The organism is Cupriavidus basilensis, assembly GCF_008801925.2.
In the GTDB taxonomy this organism is placed as follows: domain Bacteria; phylum Pseudomonadota; class Gammaproteobacteria; order Burkholderiales; family Burkholderiaceae; genus Cupriavidus; species Cupriavidus basilensis.
In genome coordinates this window covers 3,217,511-3,234,828 of sequence record NZ_CP062804.1, presented here as the reverse complement: position 1 = coordinate 3,234,828, position 17,318 = coordinate 3,217,511, and the positions used below count along the sequence as shown (strand labels likewise).

Sequence of the window (17,318 nt, the reverse complement as noted above, 5' to 3'; positions counted from 1 at the left end):
CGCGCGGACGCGGCAAGCTGACCAGTGAGGCACCGGAGATGCAGGTTGCCGGGCGCAGGAAGATCAACAAACATGACTGAAACATCGCTAGGGGCCGGCCAGCAGCGCCGGGCCTTCTGGCTCAAACACCTGCATCAGTGGCACTGGATCAGTTCGGCAATGTGCCTGATCGGCATGCTGCTGTTTGCCATGACCGGCTTCACGCTCAACCACGCTGGCCAGATCGAGGCTCGTGCGCAAGTGGTCACACGCACGGCGAGCGCGCCGTCCAGCCTCACGGCGGCCTTGCGCCAGGCCTCGCACGCAGACAAGGGCCCGGTGCCGGCGGCGCTGGCCGACTGGCTGTCGCAGGAACTTGATATCGACGCCCATGGCCGTGAAGCCGAGTGGCAGGCCGATGAGATCTATGTCGCATTGCCGCGCCCGGGTGGCGACGCCTGGGTCAGCGTGGCACTGGACAGCGGTGAGGTGCAGTACGAGAAGACCACGCGCGGCTGGATCTCCTACCTGAACGACCTGCACAAGGGCCGCAACACCGGCCGCGCCTGGAGCCTGTTCCTGGATGTGTTCGCCGCGGCCTGCCTGATCTTCAGCGTGACCGGGCTGTTCCTGCTCAAGCTGCACGCCGGTGGCCGCATGGCGACCTGGCCGCTGGTCGGGCTGGGCCTGGTGGTGCCGCTGCTGCTGGCGCTGCTGTTCATCCACTGACGGTCATTAACGATGACTAGCGATCACCCGATCCCATTTACCGCTCAAAGACGAGGTCCCGTTATGCGCCGATTGCTTACCGTCACCCTTACCGGCCTGGCCGCGGCGCCGTTTGCCAGCCCGGCCGTGGCGGCCGAAATGAACGTCAAGGTAGAGATCCCGCGCCTGAACGTCGCGGAATACCACCGGCCCTATGTCTCGATGTGGATCGAGCGTGCCGACCAGAGCCCGGCCGCCACGCTGGCCGTCTGGTATGACGTCAAGCACAAGGACGGCGAAGGCACCAAGTGGCTCAAGGACATGCGCCAGTGGTGGCGCAAGGCCGGACGCGACATGCAGATGCCCGCCGATGGCATCTCCGGCGCCACGCGCGCGGCTGGAGAGCACACGCTCACTTTCACGGATGCCAAGGCGCCGCTGGGCAAGCTGCCCGCCGGCGAGTACCAGCTCGTGGTGGAAGCCGCCCGCGAGGTCGGTGGCCGCGAACTGCTGCGGGTGCCCTTTGCCTGGCCGCCGAAGGCAGCCGCCTCGGCCAAGGCCAAGGGCGAGCATGAGCTTGGCGGTGTCTCGGTCGACCTCAAGCCCTGAAGCCTTGAAGCCCTGAGCCCCGAACCGATCAACCAGCCCTGCATTCAATAGCAAGAGGAATAGGAACATGACGATGAAGACCTTCGCCACCAAACTGTCCGTCCAGGCCGCCGCGCTGGCCTTGGCCGCGCTGATGCCGCTGGCCGCCCACGCACACCGCCAGTGGCTGCTGCCGTCGGCGACCGTGCTGTCGGGCAGCGACCCGTGGGTGACCGTCGACGCCGCCGTGTCGAACGACCTGTTCTACTTCGAGCACGTGCCGCTGCGCCTCGACAACCTCGCCGTGACCGCGCCGGACGGCGCCGCGGCCAAGGTCGAGAACGCCAGCACCGGCCGCTATCGCAGCACCTTCGACGTGCACCTGACCCAGCCCGGCACCTACAAGGTGGCCATGGTCAGCCACGGCCTGTTTGCCAGCTACAAGGTGGACGGCCAGGCCAAGCGCTGGCGCGGTTCGCCCGAAGCCTTCGCCAAGGAGGTGCCGGCCGGTGCGCAGGACCTGCAGGTGACGCAGGCTGACAGCCGCCTGGAAGCCTTCGTGACGGCGGGCAAGCCCACCGCCAAGGTGCTGCAGACCACTGGCCGAGGCCTGGAGCTGGCGCCCGTTACCCACCCGAACGACCTGGTCGCCGGAGACGCCGCCAGCTTCCGCCTGCTGCTGGACGGCAAGCCCGCCGCCAACGTCAAGGTAGCCGTGGTGCCGGGTGGCATCCGCTACCGCGACCAGTTGCAGGAAATGGCGTTCACCACCGACGCCGACGGCAAGTTCAGCGTCAAGTGGCCGGCCCCGGGCATGTACTGGATGGAAGCCGAGGTGCGCGACGACAAGGTTGCCGTCAAGGAAGCCAAGACGCGCCGCGCCAGCTATGCGGCCACGGTGGAAGTGCTGCCGCAGTAAGCGCAATGCCACACCGGCAGGCGGCGGCGCGTGAGCGCCGTTGCCTGCGCAAGCCCTAAGCCCCCAGCGGGCTTTTTGTGTTTTCGTCGTTTCCGTCTCCTGTCCGTCACTATCCGTCACTATCCGTCACTGGCCGTCTCCTATGCAGCGTGTCCTGGTTCCCCTTTCGCTTGGTGCCGTGCCGCCCGTGCCTGGCGCGACGTCACGCCTGTGCCGGCGGCAAGGCGAGACCATGGGCACCACATGGTCGGTGGCGTGGGCCGCATCGCCCGTGGCAGTCGATCAAGACACGCTCGACGCTGGCATCCGCGCCGTGCTGGCCGAGGTCGTCGCGCAGATGAGCAACTGGGACGAAGCCTCGGACGTGAGCCGCTTCAACCGCGCCGCGGCCGGCAGCTGGCAGGTGCTGCCAGCCGACTGCTTCACCGTGCTGAAGGCCGCGCTGCAAGTGGCGCGTGACAGCGGCGGCGCCTTTGACCCCAGCGCGGGGCCGCTGGTCGACCTGTGGGGCTTCGGTCCGGCGCCGCGCCGCGCCCAAGCGCCCGAGCTGGCGGCGCTGGAGCAGGCGCGCGCGCAATGCGCATGGCAGCGCATCGCCATCGACGAGGCCGGCAGCCGCGTGCAGCAGCCCGGCGGCATCCGGCTGGATTTCTGCGCCATCGCCAAGGGCTTTGGCGTGGACGCGGTGTCGCGCTACCTGAGCGGGCAGGGCATCGACAGCCACCTGGTGGAAATCGGCGGCGAGCTGCGCGGTCACGGCGTCAAGCCCGACGGCATGCCGTGGTGGGTCGCGCTGGAAACGCCGCCGGGCGGTGGCGCGGCGGGGCATGAGACGCTGGTCGCGCTGCATGGCTTGTCGGTTGCCACCTCGGGCGACTACCGGCGTTACTTCGATAGCGGCGGTCGCCGCTATGCGCACACGCTGGACCCGCGCACGGGCTATCCGGCCAGCCACGCGCTGGCCTCGGTCACGGTGCTGCATCCGCAATGCATGATGGCCGATGCGCTGTCCACCGCGCTGACCGTGCTGGGCCCTGAGGCGGGCATGGTGTTCGCCCGCCGCCATGCGCTGGCCGCGCGCTTCCTGATCCGCCGCAGCGATGGCTTCGACGAACGCTTGTCGCCGGCCTTCGCGGCCATGCTGTCATGACCACGCCCGATACCGCTCCCTCCCTGCCGATGGACCCGCCGGCCGCGGCCAGCCCGCGCCGGCAGGGTCACGAAGGCCATGCCGGCAATACCGACAATACCGACAATACCGACAATACCGACAATACCGACAATACCGGCAATTCCCGCAAGCGCATCCGCGTCATCGACGCCGTGATCCTGCTGGGCGCGCTGGCTGGCTTGGCCGGCACCGCTCTGGGCTTTCTCGCACCCAGCCGCGCCGGCATGGCCGCCGGCGTGGTGATGGCCTATGCCGGGTTCTGTGCCGCCGTGATCGGCCGGCATCGCCAGCGGCATGCGCGCGCCGGGCAGCTGGCCGAGGCCAAGGACGGCGCCACGGTCGTGGCCTACGCGAGCCAGAGCGGGTTTGCCGAGCAGCTCGCATTGCAGACCGCGCAAGCGCTGCAGGATGCCGGCGTGCCCGTGCAGCTGCTATCGTTCGACCAGCTGGAGGCTGGCCGTCTTGCCCATTGCCGCCAGGTGCTGTTTGTGGTCAGCACCACGGGCGAGGGCGATGCGCCAGACAGCGCCTCGGGCTTTGCGCGCCGCCTGACGGCCGCCGCCGGTGCGGGTGGCATGCGCGCGCTGCGCTACGGCATCCTCGCGCTTGGCGACCGCAGTTACGCGAACTACTGCGCCTTCGGCCACGCGCTGTCGGCATGGATGCAGCGCCAGCATGCGCAGGCGCTTTTCGACATGGTGGAAGTGGACAACGGCGATGCCGGCGCCCTGCGCCACTGGCAGAACCATCTCAGCGCGCTCGCCGGCGGCGCCGAAATCGCCGACTGGGAAAAGCCGCGCTACGGCGTCTGGCGCCTGCATGAGCGCAGGCTGCTCAATCCCGGCAGCCCGGGCGCACCAGCCTTCCATCTTGCGCTGGTGCCGGCAACCGCGGGCGAGGGCGCGCTGTCGTGGCAGGCCGGCGACATTGCCGAGATCGGCCCGTGTCTTGCGCCGTCCGAGGTGGCGCGCGTGCTGGCAAAGCTCTCGCTGGACGGTGACACCGCTGTGCGCTGCGATGGCACATCCACCACGCTGGCGCAGGCGCTCGCCACGCGCATCGTCCTGCCAGATCCGCATCTGGCCGCGCTGGCCGGCGTCACGCCGCAACGGCTGGTGGATACGCTGCCGCCGCTGCCGCACCGCGAGTATTCGATTGCTTCGCTGCCGGGTGACGGGCAACTGGATTTGCTGGTGCGCCAGACGCGCCACGACGATGGCCGGCTCGGCCTGGCATCCGGCTGGCTCACCGCGCATGCGGCGCCGGGCGCGGGCATCGCCCTGCGCATCCGCACCAATCGCGGCTTTCATCCGCCTGCGGACGATCGCCCGCTGATCCTGATCGGCAACGGCACCGGCCTGGCGGGCCTGCGCGCGCATCTTAAGGCCCGCGCCGCGGCCGGGCATCATCGCAACTGGCTGCTGTTTGGCGAGCGCACCGCGGAGCACGACGCGTTTCACCACGACGAGCTCGCTGCATGGCAGGCCAATGGCGTGCTGCAGCGGCTGGACCTGGTCTACTCGCGCGATGGCGGCGCGCTGCATTACGTGCAGGACGCCGTGCGCGCATCGGCCGATGCACTGCGCGAATGGATTGAAGCCGGCGCGGCCATCTACGTTTGCGGCAGCCTCAAGGGCATGGCCGCTGGTGTCAACGCTGCGCTATCGGACGTGCTGGGCGAAGAGGCCCTGCTGCGCCTTGGCGAGCAGGGCCGGTATCGGCGCGACGTCTACTGAGACGGCCTGGGAATGATCAGGCTGGCGCTGCGTCCGTTGCCACCTCCATCAGCGCATCCACCACCACCGCCCCGCCCGCGCTCACCATCACCGGGTTGAGGTCAATCGAGCGGATCGCACCGCCAGCCTCAAGCATCAGCTGGCCCACGCGCACGGCGATCCGGCACAGCGCCGCCACATCGACAGCCGGCTCGCCGCGCACGCCCGCCAGCAGCGGCGCAATGCGCAGGCCGGCCACGGCGCGCGCCACCGCGGCCTCGCTGCACGGCGCCAGCAGCACGGCCGTGTCGCGCAGCACCTCCACATACTTGCCGCCGTCTCCCACCAGCACCACCGGCCCGAACACCGGGTCCCAGTGCGCGCCCACCATGCATTCGCGCTGGCCGCGTTCCATGCGCGCCACCACCACGCCCTCGGAGGCCGCGCCGAGCTTGTCCAGGATGTCGGTCTGCGTGAGGAAGGCCTGCGCCACGGCATGTTCATCGTTGCAGTTCAATGCGACAAGGCCGTGCTCGCTCTTGTGCGGCACTTGCGGCGAGCTGGCCTTGACTGCGACAGGCCCTTTCAACTCGCGCCAGGCCGCGACCGCTTCGTCCACGCTCCGGCACAGCTTGTGCGCCACCACCGGGATGCCGGCCAACGCCAGGCGCGCAAGGCTCGCCGCCTCGCTCAGCGTGTGGCCGGTAGCACTCGACGCAGCCCCCGCTGCATCGCTTGCCGCGGGCCGATGCGCGGCGACGGCCGCGTCTTGCGCGGCCACATCGCGCAGTAGCTGCTGGTGCGTGACCAGTTGCGCGAACGCAGCCAGCGCCTCGGCGCCGCTGGCATAGGTGGGCACGTTGGCCGCGCGGAACGCAGCTGCCACCGGCGCCTGCCAGGCCGCCACGGCAATCGGCTTGCCGGCGTTGTCGGCAAAGCTGGCGGCATCGCGCGCAAAGCGTGGCAGGTCGTAGCCCATGCCCGCCACCGGGATATCGAGCAGCAGCAGGTCGGCGGCGGGGTCGGCGGCCACCACCGGCAGCACGTCGCCAAACAGCCCGCTGTTGGTCAGCAGCGCGGCGGTGACATCGACCGGGTTTGCGGTTGAGGCGAATCCGGGCAGGCGCTGCGCCAGCGCCGCTTGCGTGGCCTGCGACAGCGGCGCCAGCGCAAGCCCGAGCGGCTCCGCCGCGTCGGCCGCCATCACACAGCTCGCGCCGGAATTGCTCACCACCACCAGCTGCCGCCCGCCGGCCTGCCAGCCGCGCAGGTAAAGCGGCGCACAGCGCGCCAGCGCGTGCGCATCATCCACGCGGCAGATGCCGTGCCGCGCCAGGAAGGCACCCACCGCGCGGTCTTCATTGGCAATGGCGCCGGTGTGCGACGCCGCCGCGCGCTGGCCGGCGCTGGAGCGGCCCGCCTTGACGGCAACGATCGGCACACCACGGCGGCGCGCCACCGCGGCGGCTTGCGCCAGCACGGCCGGATCGGTCAGGCTCTCCAGGTACAGCAGGATCAGTTGCACATCGGGGTCATGCGCCACGGCCAGCGCCAGCTCGCTCACCGTGATGTCGGCTTCGTTGCCGGTGGCGTGCATATGCCGCACGCCGATGCCCTGGCCGCGCAGCAGGCCGTAGACCATGGCGCTGACGCCGCCGCTCTGGCTCACGACGGCCACCGGGCCATCCTGCGGCGGCACTTCGATAAACATGGTGGAGAAGCTGGCAATGGTGCCGGTGCCGAAGTTGGCCAGGCCCTGGCTGTTGGGGCCAACCAGGCGCAGCCCCGCGCCGGTGGCAACCCGCACCATCTCGTCCTGCTGGCGGCGGCCTTCCTCGCCCGCTTCGCCGAAGCCCGAGGCGATCACGATCGCGGCCGCCACGCCCAGCCGCGCGCAATCGCGCACCGCCGACACCGCTGCGTCGCTGCCTACCACGATGATGGCCAGCTCCGGCACCTCGGGCAGTGCGTCGAGCGAGGCAAAGGCAGGCAGGCCCTGGATGGTGTCGCGCTGCGGATTCACCGGGAAGAGCTTGCCGGCGTAGCCATGCTCGCGCATGTAGTAGATGGGCCGGCCACCGATCTTGTGGATATGGTCGGAGGCGCCGATCACCGCGATCGAGCGCGGCGCCAGCAAGGCTTGCAAGGTCTGGTTCATGATGAATGCGATCCGGAATCAAAGGCCGGCATGTCCGGCTCCAGGGAACAGCGAGAGTGGCTCAATCGATGGTGGCGCCGGAGGCCTTGACCACCTTGCCCCATTTGTCGATCTCCCGGGTCAGGAACTGCGCCGTGGCGCCAGGCGTCGTCCATTCCGCGGCGAAGCCCTGCGTAGCGAACTTGGCCCGTACCTCCTCCTGTTCGAGCACGGCCTTCAGCGCGTTGCTCAAGGTGGCGATCACGGCCGGTGGTGTCGCCGCCGGCGCGAGCAGGGCGTTCCACGCGGTGGCCTCGTAGCCGGGCAGGCCAGCCTGCGCCATGGTGGGCACATCGGGCGCGGCGGGCGAGCGCGTTGCGCCGGTGATCGCCAGCGCGCGCAGCCGGCCCTCGCGCACGAAGGGCATGGCGGAGAGCATGGTGTCGAACATGACCGTGGCTTGCCCGCCCATCACATCGGTGAGCGCGGGCGCGCTGCCTTTGTACGGCACGTGGGTCATGTGCGTGCCCGCCATGCTGTTGAACAGCTCTGCGGCGAGGTGCGTGGACTGGCCGTTGCCGGAGCTGGCAAAGCTGACTTGTCCCGGCTTGGCCTTGGCCAGCGCGATCAGCTCCGCAACATTGGCCGCCGGCGTGGCGGGCGCCGTGACCAGCACCAGCGGGCCGCGCGTCAGCAGCGAGACCGGGGCGAAGTCCTTCTGCGTGTTGTAGCCTGGCTTGGTGAACAGCGTCATGTTGATGGCGTGCGCCGTGGTCGCCACCAGCAGCGTGTAGCCATCCGGCGCGGCCTTCGCGGTGGCCTCGGCGCCGATATTTCCGCCCGCGCCAGGCCGGTTCTCGATCACCACGGGCTGCTTGAGCTGCTCCGACAATTTCTGCCCGACCACGCGCGCCACGATATCGGTGGGGCCGCCGGGCGGGTAAGGCACAACCAGCCGCACCGGACGCGTTGGCCAGTCCTGCGCGCGTGCGCCGGGCGCGGCCAGCAGCACGGCGGCCATTGCCATCGCGCCCATCAGCAGGGCGCGCGCGGGCCGCCGAAGCGGCAAGGGTCGGACCATGTCGATCTCCAGAGTGTCGATGTGTGTGTTGCTGCGTCGTGCTACATAGTGCTGCGCCGTGCCATGCTGCTACTCGCGCTGGAAACGCAGCAGCGTGCGCTCGCCATGGCGCATGAACCCCGCGCGCACGCGCTCGCCGATCGTCACGCCGGGCTCGGCATGCGCCATCACGCGCGGGCCTTCGTCAAGCGTGGCCAGCACCAGCGTGTAAGGCGCCAGCGCGCGGAAATCCTTGGTGGGCGCGCGCGCGACTTCGGTGACGCTGTGCACGGTGGCGCAGCCCGTGGCGTCGCGCCACGCCAGCCGCGTGCTGCCGCAAGCGCGGCATGCATGGCGCTGCAGCGGTTGCCACGCGGCGCAGTCCTCGCACGCCTGATAGCGCACCACGCCCGCGTCGAGGCCGGCCTGATAGGGATGGTCAGTGTTCATGGCGAGGTCCTTGGCGCAGGTGCGCAGCGGCGGGTATGTGAAGCGTTCTCATGCCGCCTCCAGCACCAGGCTGACATGCGAAGACAGCACCCCGCCATCCGCGTGGAACAGCGCGCGCTTGCGCGGCGGCAACTGGCGCGCGCCAGCCTTGCCCGCAAGCTGCCGCGTGGCTTCCGCCAGATGCATCAGCCCGCCGGCCACGCCCGAGTGCCCGAAGGCAAGCAGGCCGCCGTGCGTGTTGAGCGGCAGCGCGCCGTCGCGCGCAAAGTCGCCTGCCGCAAGCCGCTGCGGCGAGCCGCCGCGCGCGGCTATGCCAAGCTCTTCGAGCAGCATGGCCAGCGTGATCGTGAACGAGTCGTAGATCGCCAGGTAGTCGATCTGCCCGATGGTGTTGCCCGCTTGCGCGAGCGCGCGCCGCGCGGCGTCGGCGGCGCCGGTAGCCAGCACGCTGTCGAGCGCGCACAAATGCTGGTGGCGATGTGCCTGCCCCGCGCCCGTGATGCGCACGGGTGTGCTACCGCCCGGCTCGGCGGACACCACCAGCGCCACCGCGCCATCGGAGATCGGGCAGCAGTCCGACAGCCGCAGCGGCGTGGCGATGGGCTTGGCGGCGCGTGCCGCCTCCAGCGTGAGCGGCTCGCGCAGGTGCGCATCGGGGTGCCCCGCCGCGTGCTCGCGCATCAGCACCGCGAAGCCGCTGAGCGCGTCGGCGTGCATGCCGGTCTCGGCCAGATAGCGCGAGGCCAGCAGCGCGTAGTAAGCCGGCACCGAAGCGCCGTTGGGCACTTCCATGTCCGGCTCGCCAACCTGCGCCAGCGTCTGGATGGACTGGTCGCGGCTCTGGCCGGAGAGACGGTTCTCGCCGGCCACCACCAGCACGTTGCGGCAGCGCCCCGCGCCCACCAGCTCGCGCGCCAGCATGGCCATCACGCCGCCGGTGGCGCCGCCGGAGGCCACGCCGTGCGCGTAGGCCGGATCGAGCGAGGCGTACTCGCAAAAGCGCGTGGCCAGCATCAGGTGCGGCAGCGTGGTGGCGTAGCCGCACAGCACGCCGTCGATGTCGGCGCGGGCCAGGCCCGCGTCGGCCAGCGCGGCGTCGGTGGCCTGCGCCATCAGCGTCAGCGGCGTGCTGCCGTCCACGCGGCCAAAGCGCGTATTGCCCGCGCCGCGCAGGTAAGCTGCGTGTTGCATGTCGTCTCGCTTCACCGTCATCGCTTCACCACTTCACCACTTCACCGCTTCAGCAGCGGGCACTGCGACTTGGCCACCGGCATGAAGGCCTGGTCGCCTGGCACCGTGGCCAGCAGCTTGTAGTAGTCCCATGGGTACTTCGATTCCGCCGGCGTCTTGACCTCGAACAGGTACATGTCGTGGATCATGCGGCCGTCCTCGCGGATGCGGCCGTTCTTGGCGAAGAAGTCGTTGATCGGCAGCGCCTTCATCTGCTTCATGACGGCTGCGGTTTCGTCGGTGCCCGCGGCCTGGATCGCCTTGAGGTAATGCATCACCGACGAATAGGTGCCGGCCTGGCTCATGTTCGGCATCTTCTTGAGCTTCTCGAAGTACCGGCGCGACCACGCGCGCGTGGCGTCGTTCATGTCCCAGTAGAAGCCCTCGGTCAGCAGCAGCCCGGATGCGGTCTTCAGGCCGATGGCGTGGATGTCGTTGATGTACAGCAGCAGCCCCGCCATGCGCTGGTTACCACCTTTGGTCAAGCCGAATTCGCTGGCCGCCTTGATGGCGTTGACGGCATCGCCGCCGGCATTGGCCAGGCCCACCACCTGTGCCTTGCTGGCCTGGGCCTGCAGCAGGTAGGAAGCAAAATCGCTGGCGCCGATGGGATGGCGCGCCGCGCCGAGCACCTTGCCGCCGGTCTCGTTGATCACGGCGGTGGCGGATTCCTGCAGCGTATGGCCGAAGGCGTAGTCGGCGGTCAGGAAGAACCACGTCTTGCCGCCGCGCTGCACCACCGCGCGCGCTGTGGAATTGGCCAGCGCGTAGGTGTCATAGGCGTAATGCACCGAGACCGGCGTGCACAGGTCGTTGGTGATGCGCTCGGTGCCGGGGCCGGAGAACACCACGATCTTGTTCTTCTGCTTGGCGACCTCCAGCACGGCCAGGGCCGGTGCCGAGGCGGCCACGTCCAGGATGGCGTCGACGTGGCCCGTATCGAACCACTCGCGCGCCTTGCTGGCGGCGATGTCGGCCTTGTTCTGGTGATCGGCCACCACCAGCTCGATCTTCTTGCCCAGCACCTTGCCGCCAAAATCGTCGATGGCCATCTGCGCGGCGGTGGCGCTGCCGCGCCCGGTCACGTCGGCGTACAGGCCGCTCATGTCGAGGATCAGGCCGATCTTGACCTCGTCATCGGAAATGCCGGCCTTGGCCGGCTGCGCATTGGCCTGTCCTGCGCCGCACAGCAACGCGGCGGCGATGGCGAGCGCGCCCAGCGGGCGGCGCAGCAGCGAGTGGTTTCGGTTCATGGTGGTCTCCTCCAGCTTTGGTCTTGTTGACTTGCTTTCTTGTGGGTGCCTAGACGGTAGCGATCGGCGTGGTGGGCGAGCCCACCGCGCCCGGCAGCCGCAGCGGTGGCGCGGTCAGCATGAAGCGCGAGCGCTGGTTGGCACGCAGCCACTGCGCGAGCTCCTTCAGGTACCAGAGTTCGCCCAGCGGCAGGCCGAGCTTGAACAGGCAGTGATGGTGCAGCGGCAGCAGCGGATGATTTGGCTGGTCGGCCGGCGCGGGCCGCGCGGGATAGCGCTCCACCGCGTAGTTGTCGGCGATCAGCGCGGCGATGCCCGCATCGGTGATCCAGTTCAGCAGGCGGTCGTCGCGGCCGTCGAGCGCGCAACAGCTGTGATGCAGCACGGCTTCATCCGGCTCGCGCTGCATCGACAGCACCACTTCGGCAAAGCCCGTGCGCAGCAACAGCATGTCGCCGGGTTCCACCTCCACCCGGTCGGCCTCCAACACGTGCATCAGGTCGTCGTAGCCCACGTTGCGGAAATCCTGGCCGAACGCATTGGCCAGGTCCACCAGCACGCCGCGCCCCTGCATGCCCTTGACGGCGAAGTTCTCGATGCCGAGCGCGCGCGCCTCGCTGTGGTCGTGGCCGCAGGCGTGCGCGGCAAAATGATCGTCCTCCGCGTAGTCCACCGGGCCCACGATGTGCTCGTTGGCGCGATAGCCGTTGTAGTAGACCCGCTCCGGGCGGCCATCGCCATCCGCATCGAACAGCGCGCCCACGTGGGCGAGCGAGTCCCACTGCGTGGAGTACTGCAGCGACAGCAGCACCTGGTCGTCGCTGATCACGTCGGTGGCGCTTGGGTCGACCTTGGCCAGCGGGAAGTTCACATAGGGTATGTCGTCGCGGAAGGTGGGGCGCAGCACCGGCGGATGGCGGCGCGGGTTGAGCTTGTTGCCGCCGGGATAATCCAGCGGCAACGACAGGCAGAACGACAGCCCGGCCTGTACCTCGCGCGCGCCCTTGCGCACCTGCTCGGCGCCGATCAGGTTGACGCGGCCAAGCTGGTCGTCGGGGCCGAAGTCGCCCCAGTTGGAACCTTGCGGTCGTTGCTTCCAGCGCATGCTCTCTGTCTCCGGTTACAGGTCGGTCGTGGTGGTTCGCCGCGTCTTGCGCGCGGTCGGGGTCTTGGTCGTTGGCGTGGCGCTGGCCAGGGTGGCGTTGCGCCGGCGTGCCGCCGCCGTGTTGGGCGCCGGCGGTGTCCAGGCGGCGCAAACGGCTTCGGCTTCGCGGCGCAGGGCGCGCGCAAGCGCCGGTTCGCGCTCAGTGATGCGCTCGTTGAGCGCGGCGATGCTGATGGCGCCAAGCGGGTAGCCATCCGGGTCGGGCAGCGCGATGGCGATGCCGCCCATGCGTTCCACCACCACATCCAGCAGCACCGCGTAGCCGCGCGCGCGCGTGGACTCCACCTCGCGCAGCAGCATCGCCGCACTGATGCGCGGATAGCGCTTGAGCGCGGGGGCAATGGCGTGCAAGGTGGCTTCCACCTCGGCATCGGGCAGTGCCGCCAGCAGCGCCAGGCTGCCCGCGCCGACCCCAAGCGGGCGCCGGCTGCCCACGTCGAGGTAGTTGGCGCGGATCGGAAAGGTGCCGGGGCGCAGTTCCAGGCAGACGGATTCCCAGCCGCTTGGCACGGACAGGATGGTGGTGTCCTCGAAGGCTTGGGCAAGCCGGATCAGCGCCGGCCGCACGCTGGCGCGCGGGTCGATGCGGCGCACGCTGGCCGCGCGCAGCGCCAGCCATTCGGGGCCGAGCGTGAACGCCTTGGTGTCGGGGTCGCGCTCGATAAAGCCTTCGGCCGCCAGCGTGTCCAGCAGACGCAGTGCCGAGGCCTTGTCGACACCAGCCGCCATGGCCAGGTCGGTCAGGCGCGTATTGCGCGCGTCCGACAGCACCCGCAGCAGCCTGCAGGCCTTCTGGAGGGAGGTAGTCGGTACCGTCACGCGCGCGCACTCCGGAGTCGGCCGGTTTCGGAGAGTGAAACCGGTTTTGGGGTTATAGGCTTCCACGTGTGCCCCGTCATTCTGCACTGCATCAAAGTTTTGCCTGATGAAATTCGTGCAAAGCCGCGCCAGTTGGGTGTTCGCTGCGGTTTCCAGGACGTGAGCCGGGTTGCCATCCTGCAAAAACGGGTAGCCCGATTAGGCTCGCCCGCGCGACTTCCGCTATCCTTGGCGGCGATTCGCCGCGCCAGCACGGCTCGCGACACCCGATTTCTACCCGATGCGATCCCCACGTCCCCAAGGAAACACCATGGTTTGCCGAGCCCGCCGCCTTGCCGCGCTGCTCATCCTGAGCACTGCCGCAGCCGCCGCCCAGGCCGTGCCACCGGCCGGCGCAACCGCCGCAACCGCGGCGGCCCCCGCCAACGAACGCTTCCAGGTGGCGGGCCTGGAGAAGCCCGCCAGCATCCTGATCGACCGCTGGGGCGTGCCGCATATCTACGCCAACACCCTGTACGACGCCTTCTATGTACAAGGCTTCATGGCCGCGCGTGACCGCCTGTGGCAGATCGACTTGTGGCGCAAGCGTGGCCTGGGCGAGATGGCCAAGGACTTTGGGCCGGCCTATGTGGAAGGGGACCGCATGGCGCGCGCCGTGCTGTTCCGTGGCGACATGTATCGCGAGTGGCTGGCCTACGGCTCGGACGCCAAGCGCGTGGCGGAGGCGTTCGTGGCTGGCGTGAACGCCTATGTGGCGCAGACGGAGAGCAGGCCGGATTTGCTGCCGCCGGAGTTTCGTGTGCTGAACTACAAGCCCGCGCGCTGGCGTGCGGAAGACATCGTGCGCATCCGCCATCACGGGCTCACGCTCAATTTCATGGGCGAGGTCAATCGCGCGCAGGTCTACTGCCAGGTCAAGCCCGATGCCGCCCGCACTGACTGGGTGCAGCGCGAGCTGGATCCGCCGATCCAGCCCAAGCTGCCGGACGGCCTCGACCCCTGCGCGCTGCCAACCGTGGAGCTGCGCCGCGCCTATGAGCTTGCCACCGCCGCGCCGCGTTTTCCGAAGGAGTGGTGGGCATCGGCCAAGGCGGAGGGCATCCCGCACGAAGCCTTGTATGCGGTGCTTGACACCAACAGCGACACCGCGCGCAGCCTCGGCTCCAACAACTGGGTGATCTCGGGCTCGCGCACCAGCACCGGCCGGCCCATTCTTGCCAATGATCCGCACCGCGCGCATGGCGCGCCCAGCCTGCGCTACATCAGCCACCTGAACGCGCCGGGGATGTCGGTGATCGGAGCCGGCGAGCCGTTCCTGCCGGGGATCTCGATCGGGCACAACGACAACATCGGTTTTGGCCTGACCCGCTTCTATATGGACCAGGAGGATCTCTACGTCTACGAAACCAACCCGGCGCAGCCGCACGAATACAAGTACCGCGGCCGTTGGGAACCGATGGAAACCGTGACTGAGGAGATCGCCGTCAAGGGCGAGGCCACGCCGCGCAAGATCAGCCTGGACTTCACCCGCCACGGCCCGGTGCTGGTCACCGATGCCAAGGGCAACCGCGCCTACGCGCTGCGCGCGGCCTGGCTGGACCTGGGCATGGCGCCGTACTTCGGCTCCATGGACTACATGCGCTCCCAGAACTGGGACCAGTTTCGTGCGGCGATGAACCGCTGGGGCGCCCCGGGCGAGAACCAGGTCTACGCCGACCGCGAAGGCAACATCGGCTGGATCCCCGGCGGCCTGACAGTCATCCGCCCCAACTGGGATGGCCTCACGCCAGTACCGGGCGATGGCCGCTACGAGTGGGCGGGCTACCGCAACATGGATGAGCTGCCGTGGGCCTACAACCCGGCTGCCGGCTATGTGGTGACCGCCAACGAGAACAACATCCCGCCCAATCACCCCGCAGCCAAGATGGGCGTGGGCTACGAATGGAGCGACACGGCGCGCGCGCGGCGGCTCAAGAGCCTTGTGGCGGCGAACCCGCATTCCTCGGTGGCGGACAGCATGGCGTGGCAGAACGACACCACCTCGCTGCCGGCGCTGCGCGCGGTGGCGTTGCTGGCCAATGTACGCACCGAGGACGCCCAGGCGCGGCGGGGACTCGACCTGCTGCGCGGCTGGGACGGCAACGAGCGCGCCGACAGCGCGCCGGCGGCGTTGTTCGAGGTCTGGTTCAGCAAGTACCTGCGCCCGGCGGTGGTGCGCGCGGCGCTGTCGCCGGAAGGCGCCAGGCTTGCGGGCTACGGCGATGCCAGCCGCGTGCTGGCCGTGCTGGAAAAGCCCGAGCCGTGGATGCCGGTGGAGCGCCGCAACGAAGTCATCGTGGCTTCGCTCAAGAGTGCCATGGCGGAGGTGGAGCGCAAGCTTGGCCCGGACCCCAAAGCCTGGCAATGGGGCAAGCTGCACACCGCGGTGTTCAATCATCCGCTCGACCCGCTGCTGGACAACGCGGCGCGCCAGCGCTACAACGTCAACGCCGGGCCGATCGGTGGGTCTTCCTTCACGCCGATGAACACGAGCTACCGCAACAGCGACTACCAGCTCACCGCGGGCGCGTCGTTCCGCATGGTGCTGGACGTGGGCAACTGGGATGCCTCGCGCGTGGTCAACGCACCCGGGCAATCCGGCAATCCCGCCAGCCCGCACTATCGCGACCTGGCGCAGATGTGGGCGAGGGGCGATTACTTCCCGCTGCTCTACACGCGCAAGGCGGTGGAGAAGGAGACGCGGGAGAAGGTGGAGCTGGTGCCGCAGTAAACCTGCGGCGGGCTCGTTCAGCCCGGGCCTGGCAACAGGCATGTAGCGCGCCGGCCCGCGCTATGACAAACTGGACGGCCATCATCCGCCCGAGCCACCATGGAAACGTTGGTCATTCGCCGAGCCGGCACCGAAGACGCAGCCGCCATCAGCGCGCTTGCCATGAGCGTCGCGCACTATTTCACGATCGAGGCTTCCGGGGCCGGCGCGGAGGATTTTCTCGCCAGCCTCTCGCCGGATGCGATAGCCGGCTATGTCACCAGCCCGCGCTTCCACTATCTGGTTGCCTACCGCGGCGAGCAGCTCGCCGGCATCCTTGCGATGCGGGACGTCAGCCACCTCTTCCACCTGTTCGTCGCCGCGCAGATGCATCGGAGCGGCGTTGCCGGAGCCCTCTGGCAAACCGCCAGCCAGGCCGCGATCGCCACCGGCGAGGTGCGTGCATTCACCGTCAATTCGAGCCCGTTCGCAACCGTGGTGTACGAGCGCTTCGGCTTCCAGGTCATCGGCCCTCGCGCGCAGACAAAGGGCATCGCCTATGTGCCGATGCGCCTGGCGCTCGAGGATGCCAGGGGCTAGCCCACGTACCAGAGAATGCTGACAAACTGGCAGGCGCTGCCGGCCAGCACGAACAGGTGCCAGATGCCGTGGAAGTGCCGCACCTTCTCGTCGAACAGGAAGAACCCGATGCCGGCCGTATAGAGCGCGCCGCCCGCCACCAGCCAGTACAGGCCGGCGGCTGGCAGCGCCGCCACCAGCGGGCCAAAGGCAAACAGCACCAGCCAGCCCATCAGTACATAGATCAGCAGCGAGAACACGCGCGTGCGGTGGCCAATCAATAGTTCCTGCGCGATGCCGATCACCGCCAGCCCCCAGTTCACCCCGAACAGCGTCCAGCCCCACGGCCCGCGCAGCGTGACCAGCGCGAAAGGCGTATAGCTGCCGGCGATCAGCAGGTAGATGGCGCAGTAATCGAGCCGCCGCAGGATGTCCTTGGGGCGGCCGCGCAGGCTGTGATAGAGCGTGGAGATGGTGTAGAGGAAGACCAGCGTGGTGCCGTAGACGATGGAGCTGACGACTTTCCAGGCGTCGTGGTAGAGGGCGGAGCTGGTGATCAGGACTGCCGTGCCGGCCGCGGCCAGGACGGCGCCCGCCAGATGGCTGTAGCCGTTGAAACGTTCTCCACGGTACATGTTGTTCATTCTCCTGTAGTGGTCGCTGGTTGGGGCGATTGCAGGGGCGCTTTGTTGCGGTGCATTATCGGGCTATTTTTGCATGGATTTCGAGGGGGCGTGGAAAGTGGGCCGCCGGGGCCTGCCGATGGGGCTCCCGGGATGGCATAACCATCTGCAAA

At 68.9% G+C, this 17,318-nt stretch carries 15 protein-coding genes; 7 read left to right on the top strand and 8 right to left on the bottom strand.

Features of this window, described 5'->3' with window-relative positions:
* The first annotated feature begins 72 nt into the window (after nt 1-72).
* From F7R26_RS35325 to F7R26_RS35305, 5 genes are all read left to right on the top strand, one after another.
* On the top strand, nt 73-708 hold the full coding sequence (locus F7R26_RS35325) for a PepSY-associated TM helix domain-containing protein (RefSeq protein ID WP_150985116.1): 636 nt from the start codon (nt 73-75) through the stop codon (nt 706-708).
* 63 nt (nt 709-771) lie between these two features.
* The gene (locus F7R26_RS35320; protein ID WP_150985118.1) at nt 772-1,296 is read left to right on the top strand and encodes a DUF2271 domain-containing protein; all 525 of its coding nucleotides are present in this window, start codon (nt 772-774) and stop codon (nt 1,294-1,296) included.
* Between the two features lie 73 nt (nt 1,297-1,369).
* Nucleotides 1,370-2,194 (top strand): DUF4198 domain-containing protein, encoded by an 825-nt coding sequence (locus F7R26_RS35315; protein ID WP_150985303.1) that lies wholly within the window; start codon nt 1,370-1,372, stop codon nt 2,192-2,194.
* 142 nt (nt 2,195-2,336) lie between these two features.
* Nucleotides 2,337-3,344 (top strand): FAD:protein FMN transferase, encoded by a 1,008-nt coding sequence (locus tag F7R26_RS35310; protein ID WP_150985120.1) that lies wholly within the window; start codon nt 2,337-2,339, stop codon nt 3,342-3,344.
* 245 nt (nt 3,345-3,589) lie between these two features.
* Entirely contained in the window at nt 3,590-5,101 is a 1,512-nt protein-coding gene (locus F7R26_RS35305; protein WP_150985304.1) for a sulfite reductase subunit alpha, read from the top strand.
* Nucleotides 5,102-5,117: 16 nt separating this feature from the next.
* On the opposite strand, the gene F7R26_RS35300 is transcribed toward F7R26_RS35305, so the two are convergent.
* From F7R26_RS35300 to F7R26_RS35270, 7 genes are all read right to left on the bottom strand, one after another.
* Nucleotides 5,118-7,238, bottom strand: a complete 2,121-nt coding sequence (locus F7R26_RS35300) for an acetate--CoA ligase family protein (protein WP_150985122.1) — start codon at nt 7,236-7,238, stop codon at nt 5,118-5,120.
* A gap of 61 nt (nt 7,239-7,299) precedes the next feature.
* Nucleotides 7,300-8,298, bottom strand: coding sequence for a tripartite tricarboxylate transporter substrate binding protein (locus tag F7R26_RS35295; protein ID WP_150985124.1), 999 nt, complete (start codon nt 8,296-8,298; stop codon nt 7,300-7,302).
* A 69-nt stretch (nt 8,299-8,367) separates the two neighbouring features.
* Nucleotides 8,368-8,727: a Zn-ribbon domain-containing OB-fold protein gene (locus tag F7R26_RS35290; protein WP_150985126.1), complete on the bottom strand. Its 360-nt coding sequence runs from the start codon at nt 8,725-8,727 to the stop codon at nt 8,368-8,370.
* Between the two features lie 48 nt (nt 8,728-8,775).
* A complete protein-coding gene (locus F7R26_RS35285) occupies nt 8,776-9,918 on the bottom strand; it encodes a thiolase family protein (protein WP_150985128.1) in 1,143 nt (380 codons plus the stop codon).
* 41 nt (nt 9,919-9,959) lie between these two features.
* Complete coding sequence (locus F7R26_RS35280) at nt 9,960-11,210, bottom strand: ABC transporter substrate-binding protein (protein ID WP_150985129.1); 1,251 nt, start codon at nt 11,208-11,210, stop codon at nt 9,960-9,962.
* 49 nt (nt 11,211-11,259) lie between these two features.
* A complete protein-coding gene (locus tag F7R26_RS35275; protein ID WP_150985130.1) occupies nt 11,260-12,315 on the bottom strand; it encodes a cyclase family protein in 1,056 nt (351 codons plus the stop codon).
* A 15-nt stretch (nt 12,316-12,330) separates the two neighbouring features.
* On the bottom strand, nt 12,331-13,194 hold the full coding sequence (locus tag F7R26_RS35270) for an IclR family transcriptional regulator (protein ID WP_150985132.1): 864 nt from the start codon (nt 13,192-13,194) through the stop codon (nt 12,331-12,333).
* A 310-nt stretch (nt 13,195-13,504) separates the two neighbouring features.
* On the opposite strand from F7R26_RS35270, the gene F7R26_RS35265 reads away from it, so the two are divergent.
* Nucleotides 13,505-15,964, top strand: coding sequence for a penicillin acylase family protein (locus F7R26_RS35265; protein WP_150985134.1), 2,460 nt, complete (start codon nt 13,505-13,507; stop codon nt 15,962-15,964).
* A 99-nt stretch (nt 15,965-16,063) separates the two neighbouring features.
* Nucleotides 16,064-16,543, top strand: a complete 480-nt coding sequence (locus F7R26_RS35260; RefSeq protein WP_150985135.1) for a GNAT family N-acetyltransferase — start codon at nt 16,064-16,066, stop codon at nt 16,541-16,543.
* Here the strand turns inward: F7R26_RS35260 and trhA are convergent.
* Entirely contained in the window at nt 16,540-17,157 is a 618-nt protein-coding gene (gene trhA, locus F7R26_RS35255; protein ID WP_150985137.1) for a PAQR family membrane homeostasis protein TrhA, read from the bottom strand. The two genes, F7R26_RS35260 and trhA, sit on opposite strands and share 4 nt — an antisense overlap.
* Between the last annotated feature and the right edge of the window lie 161 nt (nt 17,158-17,318).